The following is a 22,413-nucleotide window of genomic DNA, read 5'->3' on the forward strand; positions in this document are numbered from 1 at the left end:
ATGAATTATTCAAAATACATTATTTATATATGTGCCATTTTAATAGGCATCACAGCCAATGCACAATTAGATAGCGGTCTACTTGTAGGCTTAACCACTGGCACAACCAGTGATATCACTAGCACAACAGATGCCGCACAAGGTTCTTTAGTGTTTAATACCGATGACAACGAGGTATATGTTTTTGACGGTACATCATGGAATGTTATGGGACTGAAAAAAACATATACCGGTACATTTAGAATAACCAGCACTGGTTCTTCTTCAATTACCGGTATTCCATTTCAACCTTCATCTGTGTCATTTGTTGCCTATGCAAATGTTGAAGATTATGATATGGATATTGATAATGGCACAGTAAACAATGAAACTGGTCTACCTAACGCCTACGGTGGTATGAAAGGATTCGCTAGAGATGAAAATGGTACAATTACAGAACAAGTAATTTTTAATGGAGGTAGTGGAAATTCAATAAATGATATATCTAGATATGCATCTAGTTCTCATAGTATAGGGATAAGATATGCCAACCAAAATGGAGACAACTTAGGTTTAACTACTGCCACTGTTAGCAGTTTTACCTCAGACGGATTCACTATTAATACTGATAGTTTCGCTGATGGTTTAGTTATAATTTTTGAAGCTTACAAATGATAAAAAAAATACTAATTATATTATTAATTTCAATTGCCAGATTGGGCTTTTCCCAAACACCTACCGCAGGTGACGTGGCAGCTATACATTCGGCTACTTTAGCTGAAATAAGTGCAATTGTTAGTCCACATGAAGGTTCGTTAATTTACAATTCTGATGATAGCTTTCTGTATCAATTTACAGGTAGTACATGGCAGATACTTACCCCTGAGGATAATGAAACAAAAATAATATCTGACGAAAATGTAACTATCGTTGGTACAGATACATCAGCAAATCCATATATCGTTTCTTCGATTAAACCTACGTTCACAACAAACCCTGATGGTTCTTTTACATTTTCTAATGGTGTTGACCCAGATGTAAACTTTTTACCAACTATTCCGGGCAATACTCCTATTGTTTCAAATTCTGATGCCGGAACTGGAAACTGTTCTATATTTGGAACTAATGAAACCAGAAATGTAATCATTCAAGGCGCATACTTTGACGGAGCTATTGCCGGGCAAACAGTTAATTCGGTTACAATAAACAGTTCTTCTCAAATTACGGCTAATGTAACTTCTGGTCCTTCTTTTGGTAATTATGACATTTCAGTGACTAATAATGGAGGTACTAGCACATTATCAGGAGGGTTTGTTTTACAGTCATCTACAACTTTAACTAATAATAGCATTGGTATTGCAGATATGATCTTGACCGGTTCTATGACATATGATGGAAACAAATTAATAAAAACAGCCACAGCAGGTTGGAATGCACAAGGGTATTCTTCAACTCATGCCATTAGCGCTACTTCAGGCGGACACTTAGATTGGGTTGCCGATCAATCTAACAAATACGTTATGATTGGTTTAAGCAATACACCTTCAACTAATGCATCTTATACTAATTTAGATTACGCCATGTATATGGTCACTAATAGTCAAATTCAAATAAGAGAAAACGGAGCAAGTTTAGGATATGTTAGTGGATATTTAGTTGGAGATAGGTTAACGATTAATATAGATTGCTTAGGTAATGTAACCTATTTGAAGAATGATATTGTCATATAATCTTCATCTAAAAAAAGCTGCCAATCCGTTATACTTTGAATCGTCATATCATGGTATAGACGCATCAATTTCTAACATAACAATGACATATTAAAATCATGAAAATATTAAAAATCATACTTACCTTCTTACTACTACAACATACCATTGTAGCACAAGATGCCGTGCATAATTATGGAAATATTCAGATTCATGATGATGGTATTGTTGGTTTCCATATGGATGTTATAAATAATGGTGCATTCAATCAAAACAAAGGTTTAGTTGGTTTTTACTCTTTCGACAAAGCTTTATCGATATCGGGTGCATCTAATCCTATTTTTTATGATTTTGAAGTTGCAGTAGATAATAATCTTTATATTGATAATACGGTCGGTATTCAAAATAACGCAAACTTTATTGTAGGTGATATCGTTACATCAAGGGTAGCATCCGAAGTAAATATTAATTTTTTGAATGATTCATTCTATACAGGCGAAGGAAACTTAACCAAAGTTGACGGATATGCGGCCTTGAGCAAGAAATCTGAATTTACCTTCCCAATTGGTCATTTCGATAAATTGCGTCCGTTAAGTATAGCATCGGCGAGCTCTAATGATTACGCAAAATCTGCCTATTATTATGAAGATCCTAATGCACCAAGTGTATTTAATACCAGTTTCAGTACATTCATTAAAGAGAATGAAACATTAGCGATTAGTGAATATGAATTTTGGCATTTAGAAAGTACCATACCTTCAAAAGTAACTTTAACGTGGGACGAAGAAAGTAATGCCTACCTATTCGGAGAGACTATTGAGGAAATTAAAGTTGTAGGCTGGAGTGTCGTTGATAAAATTTGGGTCGATTTAGGGAACACCAATGTTGAGGGTAATTTTGCTTATGGCTCGGTAACTTCTAAAGAGTTTGTACCTAGTGATTATGAAATTATAACTATTGGCGGTAATTCTGATATAATAGAAACACTTGACAATATTACTTTAGACAATTATTATATGACCCCTAACGGCGATGGCATAAATGACTTTTTAGAAATTGAAGGCATTGAAAATTCACCCAATAACGCGCTACAAATCTATAATAGATATGGACGATTGGTATTCTCTCAACAAAACTACAGCAATGAGTTTACGGGTATATCGAATGTTAATGGGGTAATTGCGAAAAATATTGGTTTGCCATCTGGCATCTATTTTTATATCGTAAACTTGAATGATTTGAATTTTAAACATCAGGGATATTTATACCTTACTACTTACCAAGAAAATTAATCATAAATTCTTTTAAGATCAAGATTCATTACTTTTACATTAGTTGATTTCCTTCTTTTCAAAAGTTTTTTCTCTTTTGCTCAAGTTTGGCAAATCTTTTGTAGTAAATAACACCAATATAGAGTTATGCAAAGAAGAACGTTTATCAATAAAAGTAGCTCGGTAGCCTTGGCTATTGCCCTAGCTCCTTCTATCTTTATTCAAGAAGATACAGAGTATAGTATTCTAGAACTTATGGGTAAAGAAGATATTGAGCTTTTCGGAAAAGATATTAATCTTCGAAAAGAAGCTCATGATGCTTTTGTCGAAATGAAAAAAGCAGCATACAAAGATGGTATCGACCTTAAAATAGTTTCTAGCTTCAGAAATTACGATAGGCAAGAAGCAATTTTTGAGCGTAAATACTTAAAATATACAGATGATGATGGCATGAGCCCTACTGATGCCATTGATAAAATCATTGAGTACTCTACCATACCTGGTACGAGCAGACATCACTGGGGAACCGATATTGACGTTGTCGATGGATATAGAAAAGTAGATGGCGATGTATTAGTACCGCATAAATTTGAAGGTGACGGACCTTATGTCGATTTTAAAAAATGGATGGATGAAAATTCGGAAACCTACGGATTTTTCTTAGTGTATACCGATGAAGCAAAAAGAAGAGGTTTCAAATACGAGCCATGGCACTATAGCTATGCCCCATTATCGATACCAATGCTTGAACAGTTTAGAAGTAAAAACATAGCATCTATTCTTATTCGTGAAGATTTTTATGGTGCCGAGAATTTTACAATGGGCTTTTTAAGATCTTATATACAAAATAATATATTAGATATTAATAGAAATCTACTGTAAGCATTTCGTACATTAGAACCTGTACCATAACACATTACCATGAGAAGAGGAAGTTGGAAAATTAGAATATTTATCGGTTTGGCCATTGTTGCCTTTGCATTTATACAAAAATGCAGCAATACCGAAGAGAACCCCTATACTGGTCGCTCGCAACATATTACTATGTCTTCTGAACAAGAAATCGCCATCGGTTTACAAAGTGCACCAGAAATGGCGCAACAACATGGCGGTCTATACCCTGATCAACGTTTACAGGCTTTTGTAGAATCTGTTGGTAATAAACTGGTTCAAAATAGTATAGCCAGAGAAACCCCTTATCAATATGATTTTCATTTATTGGCTGATGATCAAACGATAAATGCCTTCGCATTACCTGGCGGACAGTGTTTTATTACTTATGCCTTATTCTCGCAACTTAACGAAGCACAATTAGCTGGTGTTTTAGGTCATGAAATTGGTCATGTTATCGGTAGACATTCTGCTGAAAGAATAGCCGATAGCCAAACTTGGCAAACTGCAACCATGGGAGCAACAGTTGGTGCTGGCGATATGGGTAGTATTTTAGGAAGCATTGGCCAGAACACACTATTAAAAAATGGTCGAGGCGATGAATTGGAAAGTGATGAGCTAGGTGTTCTATTTATGATCCAATCTGGTTATGACCCTTACGAGATGATCAAGGTGATGGAAATTTTAAAATCAGCTGGCGGTCCAGATCGTACTCCTGAATTTCAAAGCACACACCCTGATCCTGAAAATAGAATAGAAAAAATCAGAGAAGCCATAGATAAATACAAAAACCAAGGTTAATCGGATTTTTTGTACAGTTGGTCTAGAGGACAATACGCAGTGTTTATATTTTTGTAAATTTGAGGAAGTCCCAAGCTTATTTTACCATTTAAGAATTGCCTTTGTAGCTATGATTTAATCATAGAAGAACACTATAATGGGAACAATTACACATTTCAGAAACTTGTACGTGCAGGCGTTTGAGAACTGTAAACCAATAGTATTGGTTACATTTTTAAAGGTCTACTCAGTATTTTGTGCCCTAATGATATTTTCGGCACTGTATGCTTTTGTTGTGAGAGCAGCAAATGGATTTGATTTTTAACGCGTTTCACTCTTTTACCTGAACACTATTTGGAGTAGAAATTTTAGTATTTAAAAAGGGCTCATTGAAATTTCAATGAGCCCTTTTTATTTTACAATATTTGAAATTACATGTCTTGATTAATAACTGCTAACACATCATTTGCATTCGACATTTTAGCATAATCTTTGGCTGTGTAACCTTGGTCACTCTTAATATTTAGGTTTGCACCGTTCAGTACTAAAACCTTAAGTACTTCTGCCTTATTATATCTAGCAGCATACATTGCCGGCGTAAGACCTAAAGACTTTTCATTTAACTTTTCACCCAAAGCCAACAAACTTCTTACTTGATCTACATCACCTTTCATTACTGCTTTACATAACGAGCTAATCTCATCATTGGCAGAAATAGATATCTTTTCGTTAGAATTGATAGCGTCACTTGTATTTGCAAAAACCCCCGTTAATGAAAATACACTAATACACAGTAAAATCGTAATTGATTTTTTCATAATAAAACGTATTAATGATTAATAATATTATTGATATAATAAATTTACACATACAATTCTATTAATTGTGTAATATTAAGAAAGTTATAGTAAATATTTAACAATTAGAAAATATCCAAATAACAGAGAAAATATCTTAGACCAATCTTAATGCTATTTTCTTAAATAGTTTAAAGACCAATAAACATATTTAACTACCTATTGCAGTTTCAATTATTTCTAGAGCTTCAGAAGCATTTGACAATTCCGCATACCGCTTCGCAGTATACCCTTGGCTACTTTGAATTTTTAAATCGGCACCATTATTAATAAGTAATTCTAATACAGCTACCTTATTGTAGCGCGCAGCGAACATTGCAGGCGTCAAACCCAACGATTTCTGATTTACATCTTCGCCTAAATCGATTAACCGCTTAACTGTTTCGATATCGCCTTGCATAACGGCTTTACAAAAAGAGCTCAAATCTACTTTAGCAACGAGCTCCATTTGATTTGCTAATACTACATCGTTCGTGTTATTTGCGGTAGCTGTAGCTGTGATGGTAAGCGCTACCATTGATAATGTGATACATACTTTTCTCATGATTATTGATTTTTGATTGATGAGTACAATAGTGTACAATTAAAAGACGCCAAACTGATGCAAATGTTTCATGCATTAACAATGTTATAACTAAACTTTAACAAACAAATCTTCACCAAAACTTAAATTATGTTGGGATATAGTACCAAAACAAAAAAGGCAGGTCAACTAGTAGCTTAACTTGAAAGAACATAGTATTTTTGTACTCTTAAAACCTTTTGAAGATGAACAAAAAAGTAATCTTAATGATATTAGATGGTTGGGGTAAATCTCCTGATCCAGAAGTATCTGCAGTAGATAAAGCCAATACTCCTTTTATAGATAGTTTATATACGAAATATGCTAATTCTAACCTTCTTACAGATGGTATGAACGTTGGTCTTCCTGAAGGTCAAATGGGTAATAGCGAGGTGGGTCATATGAATTTAGGCGCTGGTCGCATTGTTTATCAAGATTTGGCTAAAATCAACAAAGCTGTAAAAGAGAATACCTTAAGTTCTGAACCAGTTTTAAAAAGTGCGTTCGAATACGCAAAAAAGAACAATAAAGATGTTCATTTTTTAGGTCTTCTTAGTGATGGTGGTGTTCATAGCCACACTAATCACATTAAAGGTTTAATTGCCGCTGGTAAAGAATCTGGCGTAGAAAATATGTATTTACATGCCTTTACCGATGGTAGAGATGTTGACCCAAAAAGTGGAAAAGGTTTTTTAGAAGATATTGTTCATTATTGTGCTGACAAAAACACTAAACTAGCAACGGTTATCGGTAGATACTACGCAATGGATCGTGACAAACGATGGGAGCGTGTTAAAGAGGCTTATGATGTAATCGTAAATGCAGAGGGTGAAAAATCGACTGACATAGGGCAAACTATTCAGAAAAGTTATGACCATGACGTTACCGATGAGTTTATAAAACCTATTGTAATGACTAATACCGATGGCACACCTATTGCCTCTGTAAAGGAAGATGATGTTGTTATATTTTTTAATTTTAGAACTGACCGTGGGCGAGAGCTTACGCAAGTTTTAAGTCAGGTTGATATGCATGAACAAAACATGCACAAGCTTAATTTATATTATGTTACACTTACCAACTATGATGAATCTTACGAAAAGGTTCATGTAGTGTATAATAAAGATAATATTGTTGAAACATTAGGTGAGGTTTTGGCTAATGCAGGTAAAAAGCAAATACGTATTGCAGAAACCGAAAAATACCCACATGTAACCTTCTTTTTTAACGGTGGTAGAGAAGTGCCTTTTGATGGTGAAACTCGTATTTTATGTCCGTCGCCAAAGGTGGCTACTTATGACCTTCAACCAGAAATGAGTGCTTATGAAATTAGGGATAAAATTATTCCTGAAATTAACAAAGGTGAAGTAGATTTTATCTGTCTAAACTTTGCTAACCCAGATATGGTTGGGCATACAGGTGTTATGGAAGCTGCCATAAAAGCTTGCGAAACGGTTGATGAATGTGCTAAAGATGTAATTACTGCAGCTATTACCAAAAATTACTCGGTAATCGTTATTGCCGATCACGGTAATTGCGAAACCATGGTGAACGAAGATGGTAGCCCTAACACGGCACACACTACCAATCCTGTTCCGCTGATTTTGGTAGACAAAGATATTCACCATATTAAAGACGGTGTTTTAGGAGATATTGCACCTACTATCTTAAAAATGATGGGTGTAGAAAAATCGAAATTTATGACTCAAAATTCATTGGTATAAATTTAGGTACAACAGAAAGTAATTGACTTTATGATTAAATTAAAAACAGCCGAAGAGATTGAGTTAATGCGCGAAAGTGCGCTTATCGTATCTAAAACTTTAGGCATGATAGCTTCTGAGGTAAAACCGGGAGTTACCACCCTTCAACTAGACACTTTAGCAGAAGCTTTTATTCGCGACCACGGTGCTGTACCAGGTTTCTTAGGATTATATGATTTTCCGAACTCATTATGTGTGAGTCCAAATGCTCAAGTAGTACATGGTATTCCAAATAACACGCCTTTAGTTGAAGGTGATATTATTTCGATTGATTGCGGAGCTTTAAAAAATGAATTCTACGGAGATCATGCCTATACTTTTGAAGTAGGAGAAGTTAGCCCTGAAGTTAAAAAGTTATTAGAGGTCACTAAGAAATCGCTTTACATTGGTATACGTGAGTTTAAAGTAGGCAACCGTGTGGGCGATGTAGGTTATGCCATACAAAAATTCACTGAAGACCATGGTTACGGCGTTGTACGCGAATTGGTAGGTCATGGATTAGGCAGAAAAATGCATGAAGGACCTGAAATGCCAAATTATGGCAGACGTGGTAGAGGCAAAAAATTTGCTGAAGGCATGACAGTTGCTATCGAACCTATGACCAATATGGGTACCAAAAATATTAAACAATTGAAAGATGGCTGGACAATTTTGACAGCTGATGGTAAACCTAGTGCCCATTTTGAGCACGATGTCGCTATCGTCAACGGAAAACCTGAATTGCTATCTACCTTCAAATATATTTACGAAGCTTTAGGTATTGTCAGTAACGAAGAAGATGAGTTCACCTCTTCTACTGCAAAAAGTTAGAAAGTACAGATGAAGAAAATTTTTAAATTTTTTCTTAACCTTGTTCCAAGGCCTGTATTAATATCTTTAAGCTATTTGGTAAAGCCTTTTTTTAAGGCTTACTATCGTGGTAACACCTACGAAGACCCTATTGATGGCAATACTTTTCGAAGCTTTTTACCTTATGGATATGAAAAGCCACGTGAAAATGTGCTCTCACCTTCTACCCTATCTTTAGAACGCCATCGCTTACTATGGTTATTTTTAAAGGAAGAGACAGATTTTTTCACTGCTCCGTTACATGTTTTACACTTTGCCCCTGAACAAGCATTCTATAAAAGATTTAGAAAACTTAAGAATCTAAATTACGTTACTACAGATTTAAATTCACCTTTAGCAGATGTTAAGGCAGATATTTGCAACCTACCGTTTGAAGATAATATGTTCGATGTTATTCTATGCAATCATGTACTAGAACACATACCAGATGACACTAAAGCAATGTCAGAATTGTATAGAATTCTAAAACCTGGTGGTTGGGGTATTTTTCAAATTCCGCAAGATTTGAACAGAGAAGTAACTTTTGAAGATGATTCTATAACTGACAAAGTTGAACGCGCAAAAATTTTTGGTCAATACGATCATGTTCGTATTTATGGCAAAGATTATTTTGATAAATTAAGAGGTATCGGTTTTACCGTAGAAGAAATAGATTTTACAAAGCTAATGAGCCAAGAAAACATCAATAGATATCGCTTAGCTCCTGGAGAGTTAATTCCGTTCGTAAAAAAATAGTTATTTCACTACAAGCGCTTTGAACCCTTCAGTCGAAAACTCTTGCGTATCACCGTTTTCATCCAAATAAATTATATAAGCTTCTAGACTTTCATTTTCTTCAACGAGCTCAAAAGCATCCTCTATATTCATCGCCATTAATGCTGTTGCATAAGCATCTGCCGTAGCACAGTCATCTGCTAATATAGTTACGGCAAGTGTATTAGATAGTTGGGTATAGCCTGTTTTGGGGTTTATCGTATGCACATACTTTCTACCTGTTTCTTCATCGATTCTAAACTTACGGTAATTACCCGAAGACGCTAATGCCCTATCATTTAAATTGATTATTATTTTGGTAGCTCTATTTACCTCCATCTCGGGATCATCGATACCAACCACCCAAAATTTATCTTTTATGGTATTCTTACCTTTGGCTACTAATTCACCTCCTACTTCAATCAGATAGTTATCTATACCCTTAGCATCTAACATAGCCGCAAGTCTGTCAATAGCATATCCCTTAGCAATAGCATTAAAATCTAAGTAGATATTAGGATTATCTTTTACTATACGATTACTATCATCCAAAATAATCTTATCCAAACCTACATAATTCAGCAAGCTGTCTATTTTAAGACTGTCCATCGAAATTTGACGTTCAGGTCCGAATCCCCATGCATTTACAAGCGTACCAACCGTTGGATCAAAAAAGCCATTGGTTTCTTTATGAATTGATTTAGACAGATTAAATACTTCTTGAAACATCTTATCAACCATTATAGTACTATCCCCTTTATTTATTCTAGAGATATCTGAGTCGGGAATATAAGTGGATAAAGAATGGTTAATTACCGCAAATACGGAGTCAATATCTTTTTGTAAATCTAATTCATCGCTCGAGATTGAGATGATACTATACGAAGTACCTAATGCACCCCCAGTATTTTCATTACGAAATTCAGCTTTGTTTTCTTTACAAGAATATACCAGCCCAATTAATACGGCAACTACATAAATATACTTTTTCATATCTCTATTAAACCGTCATAATCAACTAAATACTCTTCATCTAAATATACTGGCAAATTGTGATCTGCTGCATTAACCAAACCTACACCAGCATAAAAGGTAGTAGCCTCAAATTTAATCGCATGATCTTTCATTTTTGTAAGGTCAGACATAAATAAATCCATTTCCTTTGGGTCACCAGGGTATTCTATTGCTTTTACCACTACAAAGCGCATTTTCTTATCTTTTGTACATACAAACTGCGGATTTTTACGCAATTCACTGTTTACGGCTAAAAACTCAAACCCTTCTTCCTCCAACTGTTTGCCAACAATATTCATAGCCAAATTATGAAGTTCTTGTTCTGTTAATACGTGCATCTTAAAATAATTTTATAAAAAAACCGATACATTACATATCGGTTTTTTTTCATTTTTACAATCACTTATAGCTTATCCACCAAAGTCATCAAAACGTATATGCTCATCTGGGATACCGAAATCTTCACCCATTTTCTGAACAGCTTTGTTCATTAATGGTGGTCCACAGAAATAAAGTTCAATATCTTCTGGCGACTCATGTAGACTTAGGTAATTATCAATCACACAATTGTGAATGAAACCTACGAATCCATCACCAGGTGCATCTATATTTTCTTTTACTTTCCAATTGTCAACATCCATTGGTTCTGAAAGTGCCAAATAGAATTTAAAATTAGGAAACTCTTCTTCTAACTTATAGAAATGGTCTAAATAAAACAATTCACGTTTTGAACGACCACCATACCAATAACTTACTTTTCTATCGGTTTTTAAGGTTTTGAATAAATGATATAAATGCGAACGCATTGGTGCCATACCTGCACCACCACCTACGTATAACATTTCTGAATCTGACTCATTAATGAAAAATTCACCGTAAGGTCCAGAAATAACTACTTCATCACCTTTCTTAAGATTAAATATATATGAAGATGCAACACCAGGGTTTACATCCATCCAACCATTTTTAGCACGATCCCATGGCGGAGTTGCAATACGCACATTCAACATAATCTCTCTTCCTTCTGCAGGAAAAGATGCCATTGAATACGCTCTTTCTACCGTTTCTGGATTCTTCATTACTAAAGGCCAAAGGTTGAACTTATCCCACTCTGCTTGAAACTTATCTGGAGTTTCATGCTCTTCTGGGTGTGCTGTAATATCAATATCAGCAAATTTAACTTCACATTGAGGAATCTCAATTTGAATATATCCACCTGCCTTATACCCCATATCTTCTGGGATTTCAACTACGAACTCCTTAATAAAAGATGCGACGTTGTAATTACGTACAACTTTACCTGGCCATTTCTTAATACCGAAAACTTCTTCTGGTATCGTAATTTCCATATCTTGTTTCACCTTCACCTGACAGGCTAAACGTGCACCATGGTTCAATTCTCTTTTCGAGAAGTGAGGCGTTTCTGTTGGTAAGGCTTCACCACCACCAGAAAGCACATGACATTCGCACTGAATACATGTACCACCACCACCACATGCAGATGGTAAGAATACTTTTTGATTTCCTAAAGTTGACAACAACGATCCACCTGAAGAAACTTCAATTTTCTTTTCTCCGTTAATTGTAATGGTTACAGGACCAGATGGAGATAGTTTTTGTTTCGTAAACAGAAGCAATGCTACTAATGCCATCAACAATATTAGAAATGCGACAACAGTTATTAAAATAGTTCCGCCTGTACTTGCAGCTAAAATCATGTTTATTTATTTATGTCGTTATAAGAAATTACTTGTTTGTCAATTTCTTCGTTCTTTTCTACTACTACCTCTTCGACAGGTGTTACAACCTCTGGCTGAATTACCTGATTAACTTGCTCTGTAGCTTCTTCAGCATCATCACCGCCACCAGTTAACATACCTCCAAAACTTTGAAAGCCAATACCCATAAGACCAGTGATAATAAATGTAATACCTAGGCCTCTTAAAGGAGCAGGAACATTACTATATCTAATTTTTTCGCGTATTGCAGCAATTGCCAAAATTGCCAAGAACCAACCAATACCAGAACTAACACCATAATTGAATGCTAAACCTAAAGTTTCGATTTCTCTTGCCTGCATGAATAAAGATCCACCAAGAATTGCACAGTTAACGGCAATCAATGGTAAGAATATACCCAATGAGTTATATAAAGAAGGTGAGAATTTCTCCACTACAATCTCTACCAACTGTACCATTGTAGCAATAGTCGCAATAAACAGAATAAATGATAAAAAGCTAAGGTTGTATTCGGCATATTCAGGACCTAGCCAAACTAAGGCTCCGTCTTGTAACAAATATTTATCTAACAACCAGTTCATTGGTACAGTAACCGCCAATACGAATATAACAGCAGCACCTAAACCAACTGCAGTAGCCACTTTTTTGGATACCGCTAAATAAGAACACATCCCCAAGAACACGGCAAATACCATGTTATCAATAAAGATGGACTTAAAAAATAATTCTACATGTTCTAACATAATTTCTACTTAAATGTCTGTTTAATTCTCTTCTACTAACGCAGGATTTCTTGAGCGTTGTACCCAAATAATGATACCAACTACAATTAATGCTGCTGGTGGAATAATCATAAAACCATTATTCTCATATCCTGTAGCATACAACCCTGTTTTCATTATTGGGTCTCCTAACACTGGATATCCAAATAAGGTACCAGAACCTAATAATTCTCGAAAGAAACCAACAATTATCAAGATTACACCGTAACCTAAAGAGTTACCAATACCATCTAAAAATGAACGCCATGGTCCGTTTGCCAAAGCAAACGCTTCAAAACGACCCATAATTATACAGTTTGTAATAATTAGACCCACGAATACAGCCAAGGTTTTACTTAACTCATAAGCATATGCCTTAAGTACTTGATCCACTATAATAACCAATGTAGCAACTACAATTAACTGAACAATGATTCTAATTTTCGATGGAATGATATTTCTCATCAATGAGATAACTACGTTACCTGCACCTAATACGAACATTACAGAAATAGCCATTACCAAAGACGCCTTTAGCTCTGCTGTAATTGCCAATGCCGAACAAATACCTAATACCTGAATAGTGATAGGGTTGTTGTCCGCAAGTGGATCAGTAATAAGATTTGTATCTTTTTTTGATAGTAGTGCCATGTTACTTTGCTCTAATTGTTTCTAAATAAGGTTTGTATAATTTGACAGTTTCGCTAATCATAGCAGAAACACCGTTACCGGTAATAGTAGCACCAGCCAAGGCATCTACTTCATTATCATCTTTCGTATTATTCAATGGGTCATTGTTCCCTTTGGCTACTGCTATACCTGCATACTGAGTTCCATTTAAAATAGTTTCTCCCTTAAAATCGTCCATGAAATAACGCATTTTAATGTTAGCACCTAAACCAGGAGTTTCCCCTTTATGATCAAAATATACACCTTGAACAGTCATGGTATCATCTAAAGCGATAAAACCCCAAATAGCATCCCAAAGTCCTTTACCGTACATTGGAATGATATAAAATTTCTTACCATCTTTATCACCAATAAAAACGGGTAACTTATAAGGTTCTCCCTTTTTAATGTTCGCTAATTGCTTTTTTAAATCAATCAAATACGCTTGATCATCTTGAGTGATTTTATCACCTTGAATTACCAACTGCTCTTTGATATAACTTGCAAACTCATTTTCTACAACATCTGTAGGTATAAAATTTACACTACCAGCATCATCTCCATTTTCATTTACACCCATGGCATAAAGAATGTTCTGCTGTTTTTCAAAACGCTCATTTTCTTGAATGTTAGGTCGTAATGCTGAAGCCAAAAACGCAAGTATTGACCCAACTACCACAACCATAATAGCCGCAAAAACTACTGTATAAACGTTACTATCTGTTTTTTGTGCCATAATTAAACTGTTTCAGCTTTAAGTTCCTTTGCCTTACCATCAGAATCTTTCGGGTAGATAGTAGCATTTTTTAATCTGTTCATTCTTCTTTTAATATTACCCCTAACTACATAATGATCGATTGTTGGTGCAAATACGTTCATTAAAAGGATAGCCAAGAAGACACCTTCTGGGTATGCAGGGTTAAAAACACGGATCATTACAGAAATGAAACCTATAAAGAAACCATAATACCACTTTCCTTTATTAGTTTGTGAACCAGTTACAGGATCTGTTGCCATATAGACAATACCGAATGCCAAACCACCTACGATTAAATGCTTCCAGAAATCGAAACTCATCAATCCGTAAAATTTACTTGATTCGCCTACCCAACCAAAATCTACGACTTGATTGAATATTAAGCCCATAACCAATGAACCAATAACAGCACTTACCATTATTCTCCAGCTAGCAATTTTTGTGAATATCAAAAATAAACCACCTAATAAGATTAAAAATGCAGATGTTTCACCTACAGAACCTGGTATAAAACCGAAGAACATATCTGAAACAGAATATGTCATTTCAGCTCCTTTATTCTGCGCTAAGTATCCTAATATAGTTTCACCTGATATCGCATCAACATTTGCCCCAGCAAGAATTTCTTCTGAACGCTCACGAGCACCGTAAACCCAAACTTTATCACCACTCATCCATGTAGGATAAGCAAAGAACAAGAATGCTCTAATTGTTAATGCCGGATTAAGAATATTCATACCTGTACCACCAAAAACCTCTTTACCAATAACAACACCGAAAACTACGGCTACTGCCAACATCCAAAGTGGCGTATCGATAGGTACAATTAATGGCACTAACATACCAGTAACTAAATATCCTTCTTCTACTTCGTGACCTTTTATGACAGCAAAAATAAATTCTACTAAAAGTCCGACTCCATAAGAAACAACTACTAATGGCAATACCTTAATAATACCGATCCAAAGGTTATCCCATGTTAGGAAATCGTTCATTAAAGAGAAATCTGCCGGAAAACCGTTAATAGCAGAAAAATGCTGATAACCTGCGTTGAACATTGAGAATATTAACACTGGTATCAGTGCCATTATTACTGTGTTCATTGTACGTTTTAAATCATCTGCTGATTTTACATGTGTACCACCTGCATGAGTAGTCTCATCTGGCGAAAACAAAAAAGTATGAAAGGCATTAAAGGCAGGAGCCATTTTCTTACCCTGATACTTTAGCTTAAGTTCGTGTAATTTGCTTTTTAAACTCATTTCTTATCCTATTTCTTTTTGCAATAAATCTAACCCCTCACGAATAATCTTTTGGTGTGGCTGCTTAGAAATACATATAAACTCAGTTAACGAAAAATCTTCAGGAGCTACCTCATATAAACCTAACTGCTCCATCTCATCCAAGTCTTTTACCATACAAGCTTTTAACAGTTGCATTGGAAAAATATCCATCGGAAAAACCTCTTCATATTGCCCAGTTACCACGAAAGCTCTATGCTCACCGTTGGTATTGGTATCTAATTCATATTTCTTATTTGGCTGCATCCAAGAGAACGTCAATGCTCTTGTAGCCGATATTTTATTAAAAACCGGCTTATTCCATCCGAACAATTCATAATCGTCGCCTTCTGGAATAACCGTAACCGTATTATTATAATATCCTAAATAACCATCTGGTCTACTTTTAGAACCTGTAAGTACATCTCCATTGATAACTCTAAAGTTTTCTTCATTTACACCACTAGCGTATAAAAAAGTAGAAATCTCTGCCCCTATTTTAGTTGTGTAATATTTAGGTGCTTTTACAGATGAACCCGCAAGTGCGATAACGCGCTCTGCATTGAACTTACCTGTTAGCAAATATTCCCCAATAATGATTAAATCTTGCGGAGTTACCGTCCAAACCAATTCACCCTTATTGATAGGATCAATTTTATTGATCTGAGTACCAACCAACCCTGCAGGATGCGGACCAGATACATTATGCAACTCAACACCAGTTATTGTAGACAATGGCGATTTACTAGAACCTACAGATAAATGAACTTTACCTGGCGTTAATTTGCCTAATGCAGTAATTGCAGATTGTAGCTCTTTCTCCTTACCCTGTAATACATAATCCAAATCTGCCTGCAAAGGTCCACTTGAATATCCAGAAATAAAAATAGATTTTGGTGTTGTATCAGGATTAGCAACTACATCATAAGGTCTCTGCTTGATAAATGGCCAACAGCCACTTTTCAATAAAAGAGCTTTCAACTGTTCTTTAGATGATTTTTCAACATCTATAGTAGCACCTGTAAATGGCTCTTGTGTTTTGTCCGCTAATATCTTTAAGGTCAAAATACGTCTTCTATCCCCTCTTTCAATCTCTATAAGCTCACCGCTTACTGGAGAAACAAAAATCATGCTTTCCATGTTTTTGTTATAGAACAAAGGCTCTCCCGCTTTCACTTCGGCGCCTTGCTTTACCATCATTTTAGGAGTAATTCCGTGAAAATCACTTAACTGTATAGCATAAACATTACTTGAAACAGCTTTTGAAGTAGTCTGTTCTGCGGCGCCCACAAGATTAATGTTGAGCCCTTTTTTAATTCGAATGTCTTTTGACATGTGCGTATAGACCTTTAGGTTATCAAAATTTGAGCAAATTTAAGTACAAAAACTTCGTTTTCATAATTATTAACCCATAATTTAGTCATTAGAACGAGGTATATTATTTAGGCATCGTTTTTGTTTACCTTTACTTAAAAATTACTGGGTCAATGCGAATTTTCATTAAACATTTTATTTGTCTATTATTCTTGCAAAACTTAGTTGCCCAGGTACAATTAGAAGCAAATCCGCCAAACAACATAAAATCGATCGTTTTTAAAGGCCCCACAGAAGATCAGTTTCCTGTAATTAAAATTGGCGAACCTATTTATTTAGAGTTCGATGATATTCTAGCCAATGAACAAGACTATTATTACAAAGTAATTCATTGCGATTATGATTGGACACCCTCTTCTTTGTTGAAATCTCAATATTTAGACGGCGTAGACAACCAACGAATTACCAATTACGAGAATAGCTATAGCACATTACAGTCGTACTCTAATTATCAACTGACCATACCTAATGATAATGTTCGTTTAAAAGTTAGCGGAAATTATCTTTTAGAAGTTTACAACAGTGATAATGACCTTCAATTTTCGAGAAGATTCGTGGTATACAAAGATATTGTAAAGGTAGCTACTGCTATAAAACGCTCTAGAGATTTTAATTTTATTAACGAAAAGCAAGTGGTACAATTTAGTATTACCTCTGGTTCTTTGCGGTTAATAAACCCAAAAAAAGAGGTTAAAGTTGCGATTCTTCAAAATCACTATTGGCCTACTGCCATTACCAATGTAGCGCCACAATACACTTTAGGCGATGAACTGGTTTATAAGTATGATCAAGAAACTGCTTTTTATGGCGGCAATGAATTTTTATTATTCGACACTAGTGACTTAAGAGCACCAAGCTCGCAAATTTCTAGCATCGACCTTACCGACTTATACAATCATTATTTATTTTCTGATGATTTCAGAAACGACAAGCCATACACCTATTTCCCTGACATTAACGGAGATTTCGTGATCAGAACTTTACAGGGCGACAATGCTTCTAAAGAAGCAGAATATACCAACGTATATTTTAGCCTACCCTACACCGAATATATAGCTCTTGATGATGTTTACGTCTTCGGCAAATTCAATAATTACGCCCTTACCGACGAAAATAAAATGGTTTACAATGAAAAGAATGGTATGCTAGAAGCCACTCTAAAAATGAAACAAGGGTTTTACAACTACAAATATGCCGTGAAAGGCGGAGACAAAATAAAATTAAACGAGGTCGGGGGTAACTTCCATTTTACAGAAAATAATTACCTTGTACTGGTATACTACCGCAACTTCGGCGATATGTACGATAGCATAATCGGTATTGGCTCTGCCAATTCTAGAAATATCACCAACTAGCTGTATATTTACGTTTTTCATTAATTTATGGAGAACAAACCAGCCGTTCAACCATCAGGCAGATTTAAACTAAAATACCGAGGTGTAGACTGCCTAAATTGTGGGCACCCACTAGAGTTAAGCGATAAATACTGCCCTAATTGCTCTCAAGCCAACAGCACAAAAAAACTCACCCTTTTTGATTTTTTTGAAGAATTTCTTGCGAATTATTTATCATATGATTCTAAACTATGGAAAACATTAACCGCTTTACTTTTAAGGCCCGGTAAAATAACACGGGAATATATTTCAGGTAAGCGCCTGTCATACACCAACCCATTTCGTTTTCTATTAAGTTTATCTATTATCTATTTCTTGATTATTAGCTTTAACAGCAAATTTGAGACCTATAATAAATTTGGCTACGAAAACAAAAAACCAATTATTGACTTTGATGCAGAATTTGATAAAATTGATTTTGATAACGAAGAAGAGAAACAGTTCGCCTTATCTCAATTAGACTCGCTTGATATAAATAGCTATATCAAAAACGGAATTAGTAAAAAAGACTCTACTATTCTTGCCGACCCAAACCCTTATTTTAAAGACATAAATACAGAGGGTCTAACACGCCGCTTTCTTGGTAAAATAGACTTCTTCAATACCATTATTAAACATGATACCATTTATTACTTTGAACAAGGTTTAACAAAGTTCGAAATACCTCAAAACAAAGAAAATGAAATGGCATTCAACTTAGCAACTAGTTTAGTTGATATAGAAAAACGACCTGGAACATTTATAAATTCTTTAATTTCAAAACTACCATTCACCACATTTTTCTTTCTTCCGTTCTTTTCTTTTTTCATTTGGATGGTCTATATCAGAAAAAAATACACTTATACCGATCATTTAATCTTTAGTTTCCACAATCAGTCATTATTATTTATCTTGCTCATTGTTAGCAATTTGATCAACGCAGTATTCAATATTAGTAGCGAAGGATTCTTTATTTTAATATTCGCTATTTACCTTTACAAAGCAATGCGGAATTTCTATCAACAAGGAAGAGTTAAAACAGTTATAAAGTATTTTTTCCTAAACACATTATTTGTTATTTTAGGAAGTATTGCGATAACCATATTAATCGCTGCAAGCGTATTTACATATTAAATATGATGATAACACAGGTTACTAAAGGCATTAAAATTTCGGTTCAAACTACTTTTGAAGGCACGTTCTTTAAAAACTACAAAATGCATTATGCTTTTGGGTATACGATTACCATTGAGAACCAAAGTAAAGATGCTGTTCAACTAACCTCTCGTCATTGGAAAATATATGATTCTTTGAATGATATGGAAACCTTAGACGGCGAAGGTGTTATTGGTAAAAAACCGGTAATTCAGCCCGGCGAATCTCATACATACAATTCTGGCTGCTTGCTTACATCACCAATCGGCGCCATGAAAGGTCATTATAATATGGTGATTATGGATAATGCTCAAAAATTCAGAGTATATATTCCTACTTTTAAATTTAGCGCACCTTTCGCACTTAACTAAAGTCTTTTATAGTTTTTAGTCCAACACCCTTTTAGTACCTTTGGTCAACTTTTTAATTTAAAAATTTTGACAATGGGTAAAGGATTTTTTCAAGTTCCTACAGCATTTAACGAACCAATTAAAAGCTATGCTCCTGGGTCTCCAGAAAGAGAAGCGGTTTTGGAACAATACAAGGCATATTTTAACGACAAGATAGATGTACCTATGTACATTGGATCAGAAGAGGTACGCACAGGCAACACTAAGCCAATGTCTCCCCCACATGATCACAAACATATTGTTGGCACCTACCATACAGCTACTAAAGAATATGTACAATCAGCGATTGATAACTGTTTGTCATCTAGAACCGCATGGGCCAACTTAACTTGGGAACAACGCGCAGCTATATTCTTGAAAGCAGCTGAGCTACTTGCAGGTCCTTACCGCGCGAAGATTAATGCGGCGACCATGATCGCACAATCTAAAAATATTCACCAAGCAGAAATAGATGCCGCTTGCGAGTTAATTGACTTTTTACGTTTTAACGTAGAGTACATGTCGCAAATTTATGCAGAGCAACCAGATTCTGCCGAAGGTATTTGGAACAGGGTAGAATATCGCCCTTTAGAAGGATTTGTTTACGCAATTACTCCTTTCAACTTTACTGCCATTGCTGGTAATCTACCTGCAAGTGCAGCTATGATGGGGAACGTTGTTGTATGGAAACCGAGTGATTCTCAAATTTTCTCTGCAAAAGTTATTGTAGATGTTTTTAAAGAAGCTGGTTTACCTGACGGAGTTATCAATGTTGTTTATGGTGACCCAGTAATGATTACCGAAACAGTATTGGCTAGCCCAGACTTTGCTGGTATTCACTTTACAGGTTCTACACATGTATTCAAAGAACTTTGGAAGCAAATAGGAAACAACATTCATACCTATAAGACATACCCAAAAATAGTTGGTGAAACTGGTGGTAAAGATTTTATTTTAGCACACCCAACTGCCAATCCTAAACAAGTTGCTACGGCTATTTCAAGGGGAGCATTCGAATTTCAAGGTCAAAAATGTAGCGCAGCTTCAAGAGTATACTTACCAAAATCTACTTCTAAAGAGATTTTAGAATATGTTAAGGCCGATATCGCTTCTTTTAACGAACCTGGTTCTCCTGAAGACATGAGTAATTTTATTACGGCTGTTATACACGAAGGTTCTTTTGACAAATTGGCAAAGTACATTACACAAGCCAAAGAAGACAAAAATGCTGAAATATATGCAGGTGGTTCTTTTGATAAATCTAAAGGATACTTTATTGAACCGACCGTTATTTTAACGACAGACCCAAAATACACTACTATGGAAACTGAATTATTCGGTCCTGTAGTGACTATTTACGTTTACGATGATAAAGATTGGAGCGCAACATTACAATTAATTGATGGCACTTCTGAGTACGCACTTACCGGCGCTGTACTTTCTCAAGATAGATATGCTATTGACGAAGCTACAAAGGCATTACAAAATTGTGCAGGTAACTTCTATATCAATGACAAACCTACAGGCGCTGTAGTTGGTCAACAACCTTTCGGTGGTGCTAGAGCTTCTGGAACTAACGATAAGGCAGGATCAGCTCAAAACCTTTTACGTTGGGTCTCTCCAAGATTAATCAAAGAAACTTTTGTTACTCCTGTAGATTACAGGTATCCGTTTTTAGGATAAAAACAACTTTAAAGGCTGAATGTTAATTCAGCCTTTTTTTTGACATTACCCTTATTTTAGTTTACTTTACGTGTATTACACATTACTTTTAATAACCCTAACACTCTAATTATGAAAAAGTTATTACTCGTAGCATTCTTATTTGCAGGATGCTTTTCTTATGCACAAGAAGAACTGACACAGAACACAATCAAAGGTGTTTTAACCGGAAACCAACATCAAGTAATTCAACTTGCAGAAGCTTTTCCTGAAGAAAAATATGATTGGAGACCAGCAGAAGGTATCAGCTCTGTTGGCGAAGCCCTTTTACACGTTGCAGGAGGAAATTACTTTTTAGCGTCTAAATTAGGATTTGTTCCACCAGAAGATGTAGACGTAATGAACTTAGGTAAAATCACCGGTAAAGAAAATATCATTGCAGCTCTTAAAAAATCTAACGAGTTCGTTCTAGAAAATATTACCAAGATTGAAGACGCCAACCTTAATGACGAAGTTGATTTTGGTTTTATGAAATCAAATAAACTAGGCGGATTGTTAGCGATTATGGAGCATAATGGTGAGCACAAAGGTCAGCTTATTGCTTATGCAAGATCAAACGGTGTCGTGCCACCATGGAGTGAATAAAAAAATTCTCACTACAATAAAAAGCCCCATAAACAAATTTGTTTACGGGGTTTTTTTAGTATTTAAGAAACATTAACACGCCTCCAATACAATATCAATGTAAATTTAACGTTAATTAATTGTAAATTAAAGGTAATTTACCGAGATTTGTACTTCACTTAAAATCAATTGCTTATGACAG

At 35.3% G+C, this 22,413-nt stretch carries 24 protein-coding genes; 14 read left to right on the top strand and 10 right to left on the bottom strand.

The genetic code is table 11. The features are described 5' to 3' along the window. From ACPF9A_RS04340 to ACPF9A_RS04365, 6 genes are all read left to right on the top strand, one after another. Positions 1 to 654 (top strand): hypothetical protein, encoded by a 654-nt coding sequence (locus tag ACPF9A_RS04340; protein WP_424001993.1) that lies wholly within the window; start codon positions 1 to 3, stop codon positions 652 to 654. Beyond that, positions 651 to 1,709: a hypothetical protein gene (locus ACPF9A_RS04345; RefSeq protein WP_424001995.1), complete on the top strand. Its 1,059-nt coding sequence runs from the start codon at positions 651 to 653 to the stop codon at positions 1,707 to 1,709. The genes ACPF9A_RS04340 and ACPF9A_RS04345 overlap by 4 nt, the downstream gene beginning before the upstream one ends. Before the next feature lie 98 nt (positions 1,710 to 1,807). After that, positions 1,808 to 2,980: a gliding motility-associated C-terminal domain-containing protein gene (locus ACPF9A_RS04350; protein WP_424001997.1), complete on the top strand. Its 1,173-nt coding sequence runs from the start codon at positions 1,808 to 1,810 to the stop codon at positions 2,978 to 2,980. Positions 2,981 to 3,106: 126 nt separating this feature from the next. Next, entirely contained in the window at positions 3,107 to 3,841 is a 735-nt protein-coding gene (locus ACPF9A_RS04355; RefSeq protein WP_424001999.1) for a M15 family metallopeptidase, read from the top strand. Positions 3,842 to 3,880: 39 nt separating this feature from the next. Next, complete coding sequence (locus tag ACPF9A_RS04360; protein ID WP_424002001.1) at positions 3,881 to 4,651, top strand: M48 family metalloprotease; 771 nt, start codon at positions 3,881 to 3,883, stop codon at positions 4,649 to 4,651. 136 nt (positions 4,652 to 4,787) lie between these two features. Beyond that, on the top strand, positions 4,788 to 4,955 hold the full coding sequence (locus ACPF9A_RS04365) for a DUF6747 family protein (protein WP_317614972.1): 168 nt from the start codon (positions 4,788 to 4,790) through the stop codon (positions 4,953 to 4,955). A gap of 106 nt (positions 4,956 to 5,061) precedes the next feature. Here ACPF9A_RS04365 and ACPF9A_RS04370 read toward each other — a convergent pair whose 3' ends face one another. Together ACPF9A_RS04370 and ACPF9A_RS04375 are read right to left on the bottom strand one after the other, a co-directional pair. After that, positions 5,062 to 5,448, bottom strand: a complete 387-nt coding sequence (locus tag ACPF9A_RS04370; protein WP_424002003.1) for an ankyrin repeat domain-containing protein — start codon at positions 5,446 to 5,448, stop codon at positions 5,062 to 5,064. Positions 5,449 to 5,638: 190 nt separating this feature from the next. After that, on the bottom strand, positions 5,639 to 6,031 hold the full coding sequence (locus ACPF9A_RS04375) for an ankyrin repeat domain-containing protein (RefSeq protein WP_424002005.1): 393 nt from the start codon (positions 6,029 to 6,031) through the stop codon (positions 5,639 to 5,641). A gap of 224 nt (positions 6,032 to 6,255) precedes the next feature. Between ACPF9A_RS04375 and gpmI the strand changes: the two genes are divergently transcribed. The 3 genes from gpmI to ACPF9A_RS04390 are packed head-to-tail and all read left to right on the top strand — an operon-like array spanning position 6,256 to position 9,396. Beyond that, positions 6,256 to 7,773: a 2,3-bisphosphoglycerate-independent phosphoglycerate mutase gene (gene gpmI / locus ACPF9A_RS04380; protein ID WP_424002007.1), complete on the top strand. Its 1,518-nt coding sequence runs from the start codon at positions 6,256 to 6,258 to the stop codon at positions 7,771 to 7,773. Positions 7,774 to 7,803: 30 nt separating this feature from the next. Next, positions 7,804 to 8,622 (top strand): type I methionyl aminopeptidase, encoded by an 819-nt coding sequence (map, locus tag ACPF9A_RS04385; RefSeq protein ID WP_424002009.1) that lies wholly within the window; start codon positions 7,804 to 7,806, stop codon positions 8,620 to 8,622. A 9-nt stretch (positions 8,623 to 8,631) separates the two neighbouring features. After that, positions 8,632 to 9,396 carry a class I SAM-dependent methyltransferase gene (locus tag ACPF9A_RS04390; protein WP_424002011.1) on the top strand — a complete coding sequence of 255 codons (765 nt, stop codon included), beginning with the start codon at positions 8,632 to 8,634 and terminating at the stop codon, positions 9,394 to 9,396. Here the strand turns inward: ACPF9A_RS04390 and ACPF9A_RS04395 are convergent, their stop codons facing one another. The 8 genes from ACPF9A_RS04395 to ACPF9A_RS04430 all read right to left on the bottom strand — a co-directional run bounded on the left by ACPF9A_RS04395 (position 9,397) and on the right by ACPF9A_RS04430 (position 16,969). Beyond that, on the bottom strand, positions 9,397 to 10,407 hold the full coding sequence (locus ACPF9A_RS04395; protein WP_424002013.1) for an FAD:protein FMN transferase: 1,011 nt from the start codon (positions 10,405 to 10,407) through the stop codon (positions 9,397 to 9,399). It abuts the gene before it with no gap. Then, a complete protein-coding gene (locus ACPF9A_RS04400; RefSeq protein ID WP_424002015.1) occupies positions 10,404 to 10,766 on the bottom strand; it encodes a Na(+)-translocating NADH-quinone reductase subunit F in 363 nt (120 codons plus the stop codon). Before ACPF9A_RS04400 ends, ACPF9A_RS04395 begins: the two co-directional genes overlap by 4 nt. Before the next feature lie 72 nt (positions 10,767 to 10,838). Further along, on the bottom strand, positions 10,839 to 12,146 hold the full coding sequence (gene nqrF / locus ACPF9A_RS04405) for an NADH:ubiquinone reductase (Na(+)-transporting) subunit F (protein WP_424002017.1): 1,308 nt from the start codon (positions 12,144 to 12,146) through the stop codon (positions 10,839 to 10,841). 2 nt (positions 12,147 to 12,148) lie between these two features. Then, complete coding sequence (nqrE, locus tag ACPF9A_RS04410) at positions 12,149 to 12,910, bottom strand: NADH:ubiquinone reductase (Na(+)-transporting) subunit E (RefSeq protein WP_424002019.1); 762 nt, start codon at positions 12,908 to 12,910, stop codon at positions 12,149 to 12,151. Positions 12,911 to 12,931: 21 nt separating this feature from the next. After that, a complete protein-coding gene (locus ACPF9A_RS04415; protein WP_424002021.1) occupies positions 12,932 to 13,579 on the bottom strand; it encodes an NADH:ubiquinone reductase (Na(+)-transporting) subunit D in 648 nt (215 codons plus the stop codon). Position 13,580: 1 nt separating this feature from the next. Then, entirely contained in the window at positions 13,581 to 14,333 is a 753-nt protein-coding gene (locus ACPF9A_RS04420) for a Na(+)-translocating NADH-quinone reductase subunit C (RefSeq protein ID WP_424002023.1), read from the bottom strand. Positions 14,334 to 14,335: 2 nt separating this feature from the next. Then, complete coding sequence (locus tag ACPF9A_RS04425; protein ID WP_424002025.1) at positions 14,336 to 15,616, bottom strand: NADH:ubiquinone reductase (Na(+)-transporting) subunit B; 1,281 nt, start codon at positions 15,614 to 15,616, stop codon at positions 14,336 to 14,338. Positions 15,617 to 15,619: 3 nt separating this feature from the next. Next, positions 15,620 to 16,969, bottom strand: a complete 1,350-nt coding sequence (locus ACPF9A_RS04430) for a Na(+)-translocating NADH-quinone reductase subunit A (RefSeq protein WP_424002027.1) — start codon at positions 16,967 to 16,969, stop codon at positions 15,620 to 15,622. Between the two features lie 152 nt (positions 16,970 to 17,121). Here ACPF9A_RS04430 and ACPF9A_RS04435 point away from each other — a divergent pair, with 152 nt between their 5' ends. The 5 genes from ACPF9A_RS04435 to ACPF9A_RS04455 all read left to right on the top strand — a co-directional run bounded on the left by ACPF9A_RS04435 (position 17,122) and on the right by ACPF9A_RS04455 (position 22,232). Continuing rightward, the gene (locus ACPF9A_RS04435; RefSeq protein WP_424002029.1) at positions 17,122 to 18,363 is read left to right on the top strand and encodes a DUF5103 domain-containing protein; all 1,242 of its coding nucleotides are present in this window, start codon (positions 17,122 to 17,124) and stop codon (positions 18,361 to 18,363) included. 27 nt (positions 18,364 to 18,390) lie between these two features. Next, positions 18,391 to 19,515: a DUF3667 domain-containing protein gene (locus tag ACPF9A_RS04440; RefSeq protein ID WP_424002031.1), complete on the top strand. Its 1,125-nt coding sequence runs from the start codon at positions 18,391 to 18,393 to the stop codon at positions 19,513 to 19,515. 5 nt (positions 19,516 to 19,520) lie between these two features. Next, complete coding sequence (apaG, locus tag ACPF9A_RS04445; protein ID WP_133688841.1) at positions 19,521 to 19,907, top strand: Co2+/Mg2+ efflux protein ApaG; 387 nt, start codon at positions 19,521 to 19,523, stop codon at positions 19,905 to 19,907. Positions 19,908 to 19,979: 72 nt separating this feature from the next. Then, entirely contained in the window at positions 19,980 to 21,608 is a 1,629-nt protein-coding gene (pruA, locus tag ACPF9A_RS04450) for an L-glutamate gamma-semialdehyde dehydrogenase (RefSeq protein ID WP_424002033.1), read from the top strand. A gap of 111 nt (positions 21,609 to 21,719) precedes the next feature. Further along, positions 21,720 to 22,232: a DinB family protein gene (locus tag ACPF9A_RS04455; protein ID WP_424002035.1), complete on the top strand. Its 513-nt coding sequence runs from the start codon at positions 21,720 to 21,722 to the stop codon at positions 22,230 to 22,232. The last annotated feature ends 181 nt before the right edge of the window (positions 22,233 to 22,413 follow it).

This window comes from Maribacter sp. IgM3_T14_3, assembly GCF_049603095.1.
GTDB lineage: Bacteria > Bacteroidota > Bacteroidia > Flavobacteriales > Flavobacteriaceae > Maribacter.